The sequence below is a fragment of the Citrobacter sp. Cf116 genome (assembly GCF_030336505.1).
GTDB classification, from domain to species: domain Bacteria; phylum Pseudomonadota; class Gammaproteobacteria; order Enterobacterales; family Enterobacteriaceae; genus Citrobacter; species Citrobacter freundii.
Genome location: NZ_JAOWEQ010000034.1, coordinates 543,402 through 557,093 on the forward strand (window position 1 = coordinate 543,402; position 13,692 = coordinate 557,093).

Here is a 13,692-nt window from a genome sequence, read left to right on the forward strand (position 1 = left end):
GACGAGATCACACTAAGCAATAATAAACATTGTCCTTAAAATACCTCACTCATACTATCCAGAAAACAATAAAAATTAGATTTTGTAGAATAATACACTTCATCAATATTTATATACCCACAATAAAAGTGACATCAGTAGTACCATTTTCATTTTTAGCCATATCGTAAAAACATAATATATTCAGTGGAATTATATTTAAAGTTAATATAAGGAGATATATCCATGTTTAGACAATACCGAAAAACACTTCTCGCTGGCACACTCGCACTGACGTTTGGATTAACCGTTGGAAATTCGTTTGCTGCAGGTTTTCAACCCGCCCAACCCGCAGGGAAGCTGGGCGCTATAGTCGTTGATCCTTATGGAAACGCCCCGCTTACCGCACTGGTTGAATTAGATAGTCACGTTATTTCAGATGTTAAAGTCACCGTTCATGGCAAAGGCGAGAAAGGAGTTCCTGTTACTTATACAGTTGGCAAAGAGTCGTTAGCAACCTATGACGGCGTGCCTATTTTTGGTCTTTATCAAAAGTTTGCTAATAAGGTCACCGTTGAATATAAAGAAAATGGCAAAGCCATGAAGGATGATTATGTGGTGCAAACGTCCGCCATCGTTAATCACTACATGGATAACCGTTCTATTTCCGATTTACAGCAAACGAAAGTTATTAAGGTAGCGCCTGGTTTTGAAGACCGCCTCTATCTGGTGAATACCCATACTTTCACCCCACAGGGGGCAGAATTCCACTGGCATGGTGAAAAAGACAAAAATGCCGGCATCCTGGATGCAGGTCCAGCCGGTGGCGCATTACCTTTTGATATCGCACCCTTTACCTTTGTCGTCGATACGGAAGGTGAATATCGTTGGTGGCTGGATCAAGATACCTTTTACGATGGCCATGACATGGATATCAACAAGCGCGGCTACCTGATGGGTATCCGGGAAACGCCGCGCGGTACCTTCACAGCCGTTCAGGGTCAGCATTGGTACGAATTTGATATGATGGGGCAGATTCTGGCCGATCATAAGCTACCGCGCGGCTTCCTCGACGCGTCGCATGAATCGATCGAAACAATCAACGACACCGTGTTGCTTCGCGTGGGCAAACGCGATTATCGCAAAGAAGATGGCATCCATGTGCAAACCATCCGCGATCAGATAATTGAAGTAGACAAGTCCGGTCGTGTGGTTGATGTGTGGGATCTGACAAAGATACTCGATCCGATGCGTGATGCGCTTCTGGGTGCGCTGGACGCAGGCGCGGTATGCGTCAACGTTGACCTCGCTCATGCCGGTCAACAGGCGAAACTGGAGCCAGATACTCCTTACGGTGACGCCCTCGGAGTGGGTGCAGGTCGTAACTGGGCGCACGTTAACTCCATTGCCTATGATGCCAAAGATGACTCCATTATTATCTCTTCCCGCCATCAGGGTGTTGTCAAAATCGGTCGCGATAAACAGGTGAAGTGGATTCTGGCACCGTCTAAAGGCTGGAATAAGGCGCTGGCAAGCAAGCTGTTAAAACCGGTTGATGATAAGGGCAACGCGCTAAAATGTGACGAAAACGGTAAGTGCGAGAATACTGATTTCGATTTTACCTACACCCAACACACCGCATGGCTCTCGAGCAAGGGGACATTAACCATCTTTGACAACGGCGATGGTCGTGGGCTCGAACAACCGGCATTGCCGACGATGAAATACTCCCGGTTCGTCGAATATAAAGTTGACGAGAAAAAAGGAACCGTTCAGCAAATTTGGGAATACGGAAAAGAACGCGGTTACGATTTCTATAGTCCCATCACCTCGGTTATCGAATATCAGAAAGACCGCGACACCATGTTTGGATTTGGTGGTTCTATTAATTTATTTGACGTTGGACAACCAACCATCGGCAAAATCAACGAAATTGACTATAAGACTAAAGAAGTCAAAGTCGAAATTGATGTCCTTTCAGATAAGCCAAACCAAACGCACTACCGCGCATTACTGGTTCACCCACAACAAATGTTTAAATAATATCGTTAGATTAAGGATTAATTATGTCATCTAAATGGATTACTTCATTATTTAAAAGCGTGGTATTAACCGCCGCACTTGCCTCGTCGTTTGCCGCCTCCGCTTTTACAGAAGGCACTGATTATATGGTTTTAGAGAAACCGATTCCTAATGCTGATAAGACGTTAATAAAAGTATTCAGCTACGCCTGTCCGTTCTGTTACAAATATGATAAAGCCGTGACTGGCCCGGTTTCTGAAAAAGTGGCCGATCTCGTCACCTTCACACCATTTCATCTGGAAACCAAAGGGGAATATGGTAAACAGGCCAGTGAAGTTTTTGCAGTAATGATTGCTAAAGATCAGGCAGCAGGGATTTCATTATTTGATGCCAAATCACAGTTCAAAAAAGCGAAATTCGCTTATTACGCTGCTTACCACGACAAGAAAGAGCGCTGGTCAGATGGTAAAGATCCGGCCGCATTCATTAAAACAGGCCTGGATGCTGCAGGCATGAGCCAGGCAGATTTTGACGCCGCGCTGCAAGATCCCACCGTTCAGCAAACGCTGGAGAAATGGAAAGCGGCATATGACGTCGCCAAAATTCAGGGGGTTCCGGCTTACGTCGTTAACGGTAAATACCTGATCTACACCAAGAGTATCAAATCCATTGACTCCATGGCTGAGCTTGTCAGAGAACTGGCGACAAAATAAACAGGGACGAGGCTATGGTTTTCATAAAAGGATGGTGGCGGGACTTACGTACCACGCCGGTTGATACGCTGATGAGATGGCAGGAACAGCGCTTTCTGTGGCTACTGATGGCCTGCGCGATGGGCGGGTTAATAATATTGGCACACTCGTTTTTCCAAATCTATCTCTATATGGCCCCCTGCGAGCAGTGTGTCTACATTCGCTTTGCCATGTTTGTGATGGTTTTCGGTGGATTGATCGCGGCAATAAACCCTAAAAATGTTGTTCTGAAGCTTATTGGCTGCATTGCGGCATTTTACGGCAGCATCATGGGCATTAAGTTCTCGCTCAAACTCAATGATATTCATCATGCGGTACATAGCCCGGATTCGCTGTTTGGCGTCCAGGGGTGTTCCACCGATCCGACATTCCCTTTCAATTTGCCGCTGGCAAACTGGGCTCCGGAGTGGTTTAAACCCACTGGAGATTGCGGCTATGATGCCCCCATAGTGCCTGATGGCGTGGCACTCAGCAGTACGCAAAAGTGGTTTATCGATCTATACCAACAGTCTGAAGGCTGGTATCTGTTTCCACCGTGGCAATTTATGAACATGGCGCAGGCATGCCTGTTAGCCTTTGGCTTATGTTTAGTGCTGTTGGTGATAATGAGCGGCGCCTGGACTTTAAAACTGACCAGAACCAAATAATTTGAGCAAAAATAAAAAAACCGAAGCCTGGAAGATGGCTTCGGTTTTTTATGCTTACCACAACTAACGTGGTAATAGTCTATTAGCTGGCTTTGCGCTCGTGCGCCTGACGATAAGCCACTAAATCTTCGATAGTGACTACAGCCATATTGTGCTTGCCGGCAAACTCAATGCACTGTGGCGCACGCGCCATGGTGCCATCATCATTAGTCAATTCGCACAGCACACCCGCTGGTTTAAACCCAGCCAGCGTCATCAGGTCGATGGTCGCTTCAGTATGACCACCGCGGGTCAACACACCACCAGCTTGAGCACGCAGCGGGAACACGTGCCCCGGACGGTTCAGATCGGAAGGTTTAGCGCCATCCTTAATTGCCGCACGCACCGTAGTAACACGGTCTGCTGCGGAAACGCCGGTGGTCACGCCTTCTGCGGCTTCAATGGTCACGGTAAAACCGGTACCGTAAGCGCTGGTATTATTTTCCACCATCATTGGCAGATCGAGCTGTTTGCGTCGGTCTTCAGTGATGCAAAGGCATACAATACCGCTACCGTGACGGATGGTCAGCGCCATCTGTTCTACGGTCATGGTTTCTGCCGGGAAAATCATATCGCCTTCGTTTTCACGGTCTTCGTCGTCAAGCACCATTACACCGCGTCCTTCACGCAGCGCAGACAGCGCATGTTCAACACGTTCGAAAGGCGTACCAAAAGAGGAAAGTAGCGTCTGATTCATGGTAAAAAAAACCTCACTAAAATTATGGTTACCAGAATCAGGGCAGTCTTAGGAGTACCGTCTAAGCGGCAAAAAAATAACGTGAGCGGGTCCATGCCCGACTGGATCGTTACTCTCTCCCATCCGGACTCTAACCGTCGGCCCCGGAATTACACCGGATCTGCTGACCTTTTTGCCGTAACAAAAAGCGCTCGCGGGCTTTCAACATCAGTTGATTTACCGCCGGTGGGGAATTTCGCCCCGCCCTGAGAATAAGCGGGTTAACTATAACGCTATTGATTACCTTCATCAACGCCTTTACTCGTCTTAGCTTCACACAATTCTGGTTTATGCCTGTGCCAGTTCGCACTACAATAGGCAGCAACACGTACCAGTTCAGGGAAACCACAATGATTGACCCGAAAAAAATTGAGCAGATTGCTCGTCAGGTTCACGAGTCGATGCCGAAAGGGATCCGCGAGTTTGGCGAAGACGTCGAGAAGAAAATTCGTCAAACGCTGCAGTCACAGCTGACCCGTCTGGATCTGGTAAGCCGTGAAGAATTCGATGTACAGACTCAGGTTTTATTGCGCACACGTGAAAAGCTGGCGCTGCTTGAGCAACGTCTGACTGAGCTGGAATCGCGTGAAAAAACGGCAGAAGTTAAACCTGCCCCCGCGATCCCGTCAGTCGATCCGCAAGAGTAAAACGACAACGGGCCGCAAGGCCCGTTTTTCTGTTAGTGTTCCAGTTCTAGCTTCCTGGCTTCCGTCGCCTGCTGGCAGTACAGCGCATATCGTTTGCAAAACCAGCTACGATGTTCTTCATCCATATTCCCGGTTATCGCCTGGATATCAACGGGATGGCCCTCAGCCTGCATTCTGGCAAAACTACGGGCCAGGAAATCGAAATTGTTCATTGAATACATATTGCTGTTCATGAGCATACCCTCCAGTTATTGAATATCTGCTAAGGCCATATGCTTTTTCTAATTTCAGTATTTCCCTGGATACGAAGTTATTCTGTACATATTGTGCGCAAAAAAACTGCCTGCTTCACAGTTTCCTACGAAATCTAAGAGGGGGATGAGCCCCTTTTCGGATTAAAGACCTGGGTAACGCATGTTATTGTAACGTCATGTAAAAGTAAGAGGTAAAACCATTACTTTTGACACGGACAGGGAACGCAGTAACAGGAGGAAACAACTTGGTATTATTCACGGATTACAACGGCCCCTACCTGTTTGCTATTTCATTTGTACTGCTGATTGGCCTACTGGAAATCATCTCTCTTATTTTTGGCCATTTTCTTTCAGGTGCGCTTGATGCTCACCTCGAACATTACGATGCCCTGACCTCCGGCAATATCGGCCAGGCGCTTCACTATCTCAATATCGGGCGGATCCCGGCACTGATCGTGCTGTGCTTACTCGCTGGCTTCTTTGGACTCTTCGGTATCCTCCTTCAGCATGGCTGGGTCACGCTGTGGCAAGCACCGCTCAGCAACCTGCTGCTTGCTCCGGTGAGTTTTATTCTTGCCGTCTTCGCCGTGCATTACAGCGGAAAAATCATTGCTCCCTGGCTTCCGCGGGATGAAACCACCGCCCTCGCTGAAGATGAATTTATCGGCAGCATGGCGATTATTACCGGCCATTCCGCAAGTGCCGGAACCCCCTGCGAAGGCAAATTTACCGATAAGTTCGGGCAGACTCACTATGTGCTGCTGGAGCCTGAAGCGGGCAAAGAATTCAAAAAAGGAGACAAGGTGCTGATTATCTGCCGACTCTCCGCAACGCGTTACCTGGCCGAGCTAAACCCCTGGCCGACTGTTTTATAATTTTATACAGAGGGATCTTATAGATGGATGATGTTTTTGGCATGTTACCTTCATGGATGTTTACCGCCATTGTGGCGGTGGTCGTCTTAGTAATTATCGGGATTATTTTTGCCCGCCTGTATCGCCGCGCATCTGCTGAACAGGCGTTTGTGCGTACCGGCCTTGGTGGACAAAAAGTGGTGATGAGCGGCGGCGCAATTGTCATGCCTATCTTCCACGAAATTATTCCTATCAACATGAACACCCTCAAACTTGAGGTGAGCCGTTCGACTGTCGACAGTCTCATAACCAAAGACCGTATGCGCGTGGATGTCGTCGTCGCCTTTTTCGTGCGTGTAAAACCGTCTGTTGAAGGGATTGCTACCGCCGCACAGACGCTGGGACAGCGAACACTGTCACCAGAGGATTTACGTGTGCTAATAGAAGATAAGTTTGTTGATGCCCTACGTGCCACTGCGTCGCAGATGACCATGCATGAACTGCAGGATACGCGTGAAAACTTCGTTCAGGGCGTACAAAATACCGTCGCGGAAGACCTGTCCAAAAACGGCCTGGAACTCGAGAGCGTTTCACTCACCAACTTTAACCAGACCGAAAAAGTTCATTTCAACCCGAATAACGCCTTTGATGCCGAGGGTCTGACCAAGCTGACTCAGGAAACAGAACGCCGTCGTCGCGAACGTAACGAAGTCGAGCAGGACGTAGAAGTTGCCGTTCGTGAGAAAAACCGTGATGCGCTGTCGCGCAAGCTGGAGATCGAACAGCAGGAAGCCTTCATGACGCTCGAGCAGGAGCAGCAGGTGAAAACCCGCACGGCCGAGCAAAACGCCAAAATTGCCGCATTCGAAGCCGAACGTCATCGTGAAGCTGAGCAGACTCGCATTCTTGCCGAACGCCAGATTCAGGAAACAGAAATCGAGCGCGAACAGGCGGTGCGATCCAGAAAAGTCGAGGCCGAGCGTGAAGTTCGCATTAAAGAGATCGAACAGCAGCAGGCAACGGAGATCGCCAACCAGACCAAGTCCATCGCCATTGCCGCCAAGTCCGAACAGCAGTCTCAGGCTGAAGCACGCGCTAACGATGCGCTGGCCGAAGCGGTTCGCGCTCAGCAGAACGTAGAAACCACCCGCCAGACCGCAGAAGCGGATCGTGCCAAACAGGTGGCGTTGATTGCCGCAGCTCAGGATGCAGAAACCCAGGCGGTTGAACTGACCGTCCGGGCAAAAGCGGAAAAAGAAGCCGCAGAATTGCAGGCGGCGGCAATTGTGGAACTGGCCGAAGCCACGCGGAAAAAAGGTCTGGCGGAAGCCGAAGCCCAGCGTGCGCTGAACGATGCCATCAACGTGCTTTCCGACGAACAGACCAGTCTGAAATTTAAGCTGGCCCTGCTGCAGTCCCTGCCAGCAGTCATTGAGAAATCCGTTGAGCCAATGAAATCTATCGATGGGATCAAGATTATCCAGGTTGATGGTCTGAATCGTGGCGGCGCCGTCGGTGAAGTGACCGCAGGTAACGTAACCGGAGGGAATCTGGCTGAGCAGGCATTATCCGCCGCCCTTGCCTATCGTACACAAGCGCCGCTGATTGACTCGCTGTTAAATGAAATTGGTTTGTCCGGTGGTTCGCTGTCGGCACTGGCCGATCCGCTGAAAAACAGTCCACAGCCTGTTGAGAAAACGACTGAAGAATAAGAAACAGAAATGCCGGATGGCAACGCTTACGCGTTTTATCCGGCCTACAACCTCGTAGGCCGGACACCGCCATCCGACAAACATTCCAATTGTTATTTATCGCTGTCTTTCTGGATCTTCTTGATGATATTGGTCGTTGAGCAGCCATCTTCGAAGTTCAGCACCAGCACTTCACCGCCGTTCGCCCATACCTCTTTGCTGCCCGCAATATCTTCTGGCTTATAGTCACCGCCTTTGACCAGCAGATCCGGCAGGATGCCGGCGATCAGACGCTGCGGTGTATCTTCTTCAAAAGAGACCACCCAGTCGACGGATTCCAGCGCGCCCAGCACGATCATGCGCTGTTCCAGCGGGTTGACCGGACGCGTTTCTCCTTTCAGACGTTTGGTCGACGCATCGCTGTTTACCGCCACGATCAGGCGATCGCCCAGCTTGCGCGCATTTGCCAGATAGGAAACGTGGCCCGCATGCAGGATGTCGAACACGCCGTTAGTCATCACCACTTTCTCACCGCGCTTGCGGGCGCTGACAACGGCCTGTTTCAGCTCTGATTCGCTCATCACGCCAAAACCAGTATCAGCCCGACCACGCACCGCGTTTTCCAGTTCAATCGGAGAAACGGTGGAGGTTCCCAGTTTACCGACCACAACACCGGCTGCAGCGTTGGCAAAATAGCACGCCTCTTCCAGTGTGTTACCCGCCGCCAGCGTCGCCGCCAGCACGCCGATTACCGTATCGCCCGCACCGGTCACGTCATACACTTCCTGCGCCTGCGTCGGCATATGCAGTGGCGATTTGCCCGGTTGCAGCAACGTCATCCCCTGTTCAGAACGGGTAATCAGCAGTGCGGAAAGGTCGAAATCAGCAATCACTTTCATACCGCGCTCAACCAGTTCATCTTCGCTTTTGCATTTACCGGCTACCGCTTCAAACTCAGACAGGTTCGGCGTTAGCAGCGTTGCGCCGCGGTAACGTTCAAAATCGGTCCCTTTCGGATCGATAAGCACCGGAACTCCAGCCTTACGCGCCAGAGCAATCATCTGCTGCACGCTTGCCAACGCGCCTTTGGCATAGTCAGAGAGCACCAGAGCGCCGATAGAACCCAGCGCCTGGTTAATACGCTCGTGCAGCGGCTGCGGATCCACGCCTTCAAAACCTTCTTCAAAATCCAGACGAATCAACTGCTGGTTGCGGGAAAGCACGCGCAGTTTGGTGATTGTCGGATGCGTCGGCACGGACACGAAGTCGCATTTTACGTTCACATCCGCCAGCGTTTTGCTCAGCGCACGCGCCGCGTCGTCGATACCGGTCAAACCCACCAGACGGGAATTTGCGCCCAGAGAGGCAATGTTCATCGCCACGTTTGCTGCGCCACCGGGACGTTCTTCGATGGTATCAACCTTCACCACCGGAACCGGCGCTTCAGGTGAAATACGGCTGGTAGGACCGTACCAGTAGCGATCCAGCATCACATCACCGACAACCATGACTCCTGCACGTTCAAACTCTGGCAGCGTTACTTTCATTCCTGTCTCCTGAGAGATTCTCTGAGGGTCTTAAAATTTGCGCGCGATAATAGCACACTTCACTCGGCAACCAGCCACTTCTGCCAGCTGTCACGCACCAGCGTACGTTCAGCGTCAAAGTGCTCCAGCGCCACATGGCCCGGAAGTTCCTGCAACGCAAGATGGTGAAGTTCATCACGCAACGTCGTATAAGCACGGGTAAGCGCCAGCGCTTCCTGCTCGTCCATAATGTCGTTTTGCGCCAGCAATTCCAGAATGCGCACGTTATCCGACCAGCGCGTCAGCTTCGGTTTTTCATGCGCATAGCGCAGCACCAGATATTGCGTAATAAACTCAATATCGGTAATGCCACCCTCATCCGCTTTAATATCAAAACGATCCCGATGCTTATTGCCCAAATGGGCGCGCATTTTCTCACGCATTTCACGCACGTCGGTCTGCAAGGTTTTCCCATCACGGACGAGGGTCATGATATCGCGACGAATCGCATCAAACTGAGAGGTCAACTGCGGGTCGCCATATACCACACGAGCACGCACCAGCGCCTGATGCTCCCATGTCCAGGCTTCGTTGCGCTGGTAATCGTCGAAAGCGTCGGTTGATGTCACCAGCATTCCCGCCGCGCCGGATGGACGCAGCCGCGCATCCACTTCGTACAAAATACCGGACGAAGTGCGGGTGCTGAAAAGGTGCATAATGCGCTGCGACAGACGCAGATAGAACTGTCGCCCATCAATCTCACGCTCACCGTCCGTCATCACGTCCATCGGACAATCATGCAGGAAGATCAAATCAAGATCCGAACTGTAGCCCAGTTCCCAGCCGCCCAGTTTGCCATAGCCGACGACGGCAAAACCGCGCCCCTCACGTTCGCCAAGATGGGTAGGTTGCCCGTAGCGAGCAACCATCTGCGTCCACGCCTGCTGGACTACCGCATCAATAATCGCTTCCGCCAGCCAGGTTAAATGGTCGCTCACCTTCATCACCGGCAGCGTACCGGCGATATCAGCCGCGGCAATACGCAGTAGCTGCGTTTGCTTAAACTGGCGCAGTGCCTCCAGTTGCTGCTCTTCGTCATCTTCTGGCACGCGCAGCAAATACTGGCGCAGCTCATCACGGTAGGCGTCCGTCGCGGTAGGTTGATACAGGGTATTCGGATCCAACAGTTCGTCGAGCAACAACGGATACCGCGCCAGCTGGCTGGCGACCATCGGCGAGGCCGCACAGAGCGAAATCAAATGCTTCAGCGCCCCGGGGAATTCGCTCAGCAGTTCCAGATAGGTCGTGCGAGTCACAATACCCACCAGCAGCGGTGTAATGCGTGACAGCGGGACTGAGGCGTCGTCACGCGTACAGACATCGCTCAGCAGATGCGGCATTAAATGATCCAGCACCTGGCGTCCACGCGGGCCAATAGTGCGTTTATCCAGCTCTTTGCGGAAATCAGCAATCAGAGACAGCACGCGCCGCCGATCGTCATCCGCCAGATGCGTCAGCACTGGCGTGGTGTCATCTTCCTGTAAGGCATCCTGCCACAATTCGCGCCACTGTTCTGAGAGCGACTCTTCCTGGGTTTCGGCCTCGTCATCGCCAATCAGCTCGTTAAATACCCGGCGTACGTTGTCCATATGATTGGTCAGCACATCGGTTAACTGCTGCCAGTCATCAACGTTCATCCCCCACGCTAGCCGCGCGCGATTCAGTTCATCACCCGGCAGCGTCTGGGTCTGCTCATCATTGATACTTTGCAGCAGGTTTTCCAGGCGGCGTAAATAGAGATAGGCTGCGCGCAGTTGTTCCGCGTCGGTATCAGAAAGCAAGTGCAGCGCATTGATGGCGCTAAGCGTCGGTAACAGCGAGCGGGATTGCAGCGATGGCTCGCGCCCACCGCGAATCAGCTGGAATACCTGCACGATAAATTCGATTTCACGAATGCCGCCCGCCCCCAGCTTGATGTTGTCTTTCAGGCCACGACGGCGTACTTCACGCGCAATCATCCCTTTCATGTTACGCAGCGACTGGATCACGCTGAAATCAATATAGCGACGGAAGACAAAAGGCCTCAGCATGGCACGAAGCTCGCTGACGTATGTGCCGTCGGCTTCGCCCATAATGCGGGCTTTAACCATCGCATAGCGTTCCCAGTCGCGCCCTTGTTCCTGGTAATAATCCTCCAGCGCGGAGAAGCTCAGCACCAGCGGGCCGCTGTCGCCAAACGGGCGTAAACGCATATCCACCCGATAGACAAACCCATCCATTGTGGGCTGATCCAGCACTTTGATAAGCCGCTGGCCCATACGGGTAAAGAACTGCGCGTTATCCAGCTCGCGGCGCCCACCCTGTGTGCTGCCGTGTTCCGGCCAGGCAAAAATCAGGTCGATATCGGAGGAAAAATTCAGCTCGCCGCCGCCCAGTTTCCCCATGCCTAAAATCAGCAACGGCTGCGCCACACCTTCAGGATTACACGGCGTACCCCATTCGCGACAGCAGGCTGCGTACAACCAGTCGCGCGCGGCGACGATCAACGTTTCAGCCAGATGACTTAGCTGCTGCAAAATACTCTCTTCGGTCACCAGCGACAGCGTCTGTGCCCAGGCGATACGCACCATAATGCGACGACGAAACAGGCGTAACTCACGCATCAGTGTGTTTTCGTCACTAACGTCAGCCAATGCTTGCTGCAACCAGTTGGCATAGTGTTGCCATTCATCCGCCAGGGGTGGAGTGCTTTCCAGCTCAGCCAGCCATTCGGGATGGGCAATAATGCTGTCACGGACAAAATCACTGAATGTAAGTACTGACTTCGTCTGAACGCTAAGCGAGGACTCAGATATTGCTGCTGGCAGCCGCTCAACAACGGTCGGCCAGTACTGCTGTAACGGTGAAGAGAGCTGCTTCATTTACGGGTTATCCTTTGAATGGTGCCGGATGCGTCTTTTCGCCTTATCCGACCTACATGACAGTTACACACATCGCGTAGGCCTGATAAGCGCAGCGCCATCAGGCATCCCGGCCTCGGCCCTGATTATCGTTTTCCGCTGTGCAGCCAGAACGGTTCCAGCGCGATCGCCTCGTTGCGGAAGTGTTCAATTTCAATATATTGGTTGGCCGCAATGGCGCGACGTAAGCCCTGCCAAGTAGCGATCCATTCTGATGCGACATTTTCGTCGTAGTATCCCGCCAGCATCAGCATGCTATCAATGTTGCGCGTCAAACGTGGAAGCTGATCGGCGTACTGATCGCCCAACGGCTGCGCAAAAGCGGTTTTCAGCTCAGCAGCATGGCGTGAAAGATGGGTATCAGAGAAGCGCTTAAAGGAGTCGGCAATTTTGCCCTGCGCCTTCGCATCCAGGAACGGCTGCCATCCTTTGGTCACCAGCCATTCGGTCAGCGCCAGCTTGGCCATTGCCGTTTGCGTACTGTAAACCGCCGAAATAGCAGAAACGTCCGACGCAATGATCGCTTCCGATTGGGTCAGCAAATCACGTAAGTGAGCGCTCGCTTTTCGTGGCACATTACCGCCAAACAACATCAGAATGTGACGCACCAGCCCCATTGCCGCCAGCACCTCGGCTTTCGCCCCTTTAACGCCGCGTACCCACAGCTCTTCGTGGTACTGCCACTGTGATAATGCCAGCTCCAGCGCCGCTTCCAACCCCTGCTCAATGCTCGCCTTCGCCGGAACCTTCAAAATCCGCGTCGGTTTGAGTTCGCGCGGCGCATTCCCCAGGGCCAAATGATAACCGCGCGCGGCTTTGCTCAAACTGCCCTGGCGTAAACCGGTTTGCGAAACCAGCTGGTTTGCCAGCTTCAGTACCGCACGGGTATCGCCGCTTAGCAGTTCAAGTTCAAGCTCACAGATAGGTTCTGCAAACTCGCCCGCTTTCACTTCCCCCACATCGAGGGCCATTTCAATCCGGCTGCCATCAACATCAACCAACCATTTCTCACGGAAAAAATCGGTGCTGAACAACGGCTGCACTTGAGAAGCAAGTTCAGCGGGCAGTTTGCCATCAGGCCAGACTTCCGTTGGGAACAAGGCGAGATCCAGCTCAGGCGCGTCCAGCGCAACGTTAAATTCCGGTCGCTGATGCAGGCCGCCCGTCACGCGTCCGGCAATTTTCATGGTCATTTCGTAATGACCGTTTTCACCGCGAATACGCAGCCCCATATCGTGACCACGCAACCACGCATCCGGCGTTTCGTAGTAAATATTCAGTAACTGGCTGGGTGCATGATGCTCTCCCCCCAGCGTATTCAGACGTTCACGTAGCGCATCGACAGCGTCACTATTAACGATAAATTTTAATTCGATTTCCTGGGCCATGGTCTTGTACTTATGGGTTATGTCACAGTTGAGAAAACTGACTGCGAACTAAGTTCGTTCTTTATGGTCAGTAGATAGTATTTTGCGCCAAATTGCCATGCAACGAGCAATTTGACGGGCGTAAAAGTTTCGAGTGGTGGCAAAAAGGACACAGATGATTCCGATTGATGTCGAATGCTTTGCGTAGAGACACTGAT

Annotated in this window: 11 protein-coding genes and 1 riboswitch; of the genes, 6 read left to right on the plus strand and 5 right to left on the minus strand. The window is 51.8% G+C overall.

What is annotated here, in order from left to right; translation table 11 throughout:
• The first annotated feature begins 225 nt into the window (after nucleotides 1-225).
• From assT to dsbI, 3 genes are read left to right on the plus strand one after another with little or no spacing between them, the layout of a single operon-like run.
• Nucleotides 226-2,022, plus strand: coding sequence for an arylsulfate sulfotransferase AssT (assT, locus tag OGV74_RS08005; RefSeq protein WP_286520630.1), 1,797 nt, complete (start codon nucleotides 226-228; stop codon nucleotides 2,020-2,022).
• Between the two features lie 23 nt (nucleotides 2,023-2,045).
• Complete coding sequence (locus tag OGV74_RS08010) at nucleotides 2,046-2,714, plus strand: thiol:disulfide interchange protein DsbA/DsbL (RefSeq protein WP_003024608.1); 669 nt, start codon at nucleotides 2,046-2,048, stop codon at nucleotides 2,712-2,714.
• A 14-nt stretch (nucleotides 2,715-2,728) separates the two neighbouring features.
• Nucleotides 2,729-3,400: a protein-disulfide oxidoreductase DsbI gene (gene dsbI, locus OGV74_RS08015; protein ID WP_086504576.1), complete on the plus strand. Its 672-nt coding sequence runs from the start codon at nucleotides 2,729-2,731 to the stop codon at nucleotides 3,398-3,400.
• Nucleotides 3,401-3,482: 82 nt separating this feature from the next.
• On the opposite strand, the gene ribB is transcribed toward dsbI, so the two are convergent.
• Nucleotides 3,483-4,136, minus strand: coding sequence for a 3,4-dihydroxy-2-butanone-4-phosphate synthase (gene ribB, locus OGV74_RS08020; RefSeq protein ID WP_032950128.1), 654 nt, complete (start codon nucleotides 4,134-4,136; stop codon nucleotides 3,483-3,485).
• Between the two features lie 107 nt (nucleotides 4,137-4,243).
• Nucleotides 4,244-4,393, minus strand: a riboswitch (FMN riboswitch).
• Between the two features lie 132 nt (nucleotides 4,394-4,525).
• Between ribB and ubiK the strand changes: the two genes are divergently transcribed.
• On the plus strand, nucleotides 4,526-4,822 hold the full coding sequence (gene ubiK, locus OGV74_RS08025) for a ubiquinone biosynthesis accessory factor UbiK (RefSeq protein ID WP_003024618.1): 297 nt from the start codon (nucleotides 4,526-4,528) through the stop codon (nucleotides 4,820-4,822).
• A gap of 32 nt (nucleotides 4,823-4,854) precedes the next feature.
• On the opposite strand, the gene glgS is transcribed toward ubiK, so the two are convergent.
• Nucleotides 4,855-5,061 carry a cell surface composition regulator GlgS gene (gene glgS, locus OGV74_RS08030; RefSeq protein ID WP_019077704.1) on the minus strand — a complete coding sequence of 69 codons (207 nt, stop codon included), beginning with the start codon at nucleotides 5,059-5,061 and terminating at the stop codon, nucleotides 4,855-4,857.
• 260 nt (nucleotides 5,062-5,321) lie between these two features.
• Between glgS and OGV74_RS08035 the strand changes: the two genes are divergently transcribed.
• Nucleotides 5,322-5,951: an OB-fold-containig protein gene (locus tag OGV74_RS08035; RefSeq protein ID WP_086504577.1), complete on the plus strand. Its 630-nt coding sequence runs from the start codon at nucleotides 5,322-5,324 to the stop codon at nucleotides 5,949-5,951.
• 23 nt (nucleotides 5,952-5,974) lie between these two features.
• Nucleotides 5,975-7,642: a flotillin family protein gene (locus tag OGV74_RS08040; RefSeq protein WP_003024632.1), complete on the plus strand. Its 1,668-nt coding sequence runs from the start codon at nucleotides 5,975-5,977 to the stop codon at nucleotides 7,640-7,642.
• 92 nt (nucleotides 7,643-7,734) lie between these two features.
• On the opposite strand, the gene hldE is transcribed toward OGV74_RS08040, so the two are convergent.
• The 3 genes from hldE to OGV74_RS08055 all read right to left on the minus strand — a co-directional run bounded on the left by hldE (nucleotide 7,735) and on the right by OGV74_RS08055 (nucleotide 13,495).
• On the minus strand, nucleotides 7,735-9,168 hold the full coding sequence (gene hldE, locus OGV74_RS08045; RefSeq protein ID WP_286520633.1) for a bifunctional D-glycero-beta-D-manno-heptose-7-phosphate kinase/D-glycero-beta-D-manno-heptose 1-phosphate adenylyltransferase HldE: 1,434 nt from the start codon (nucleotides 9,166-9,168) through the stop codon (nucleotides 7,735-7,737).
• A 59-nt stretch (nucleotides 9,169-9,227) separates the two neighbouring features.
• On the minus strand, nucleotides 9,228-12,068 hold the full coding sequence (gene glnE, locus OGV74_RS08050; RefSeq protein WP_086504578.1) for a bifunctional [glutamate--ammonia ligase]-adenylyl-L-tyrosine phosphorylase/[glutamate--ammonia-ligase] adenylyltransferase: 2,841 nt from the start codon (nucleotides 12,066-12,068) through the stop codon (nucleotides 9,228-9,230).
• Between the two features lie 125 nt (nucleotides 12,069-12,193).
• Nucleotides 12,194-13,495, minus strand: coding sequence for a CYTH domain-containing protein (locus OGV74_RS08055; RefSeq protein WP_044700902.1), 1,302 nt, complete (start codon nucleotides 13,493-13,495; stop codon nucleotides 12,194-12,196).
• Between the last annotated feature and the right edge of the window lie 197 nt (nucleotides 13,496-13,692).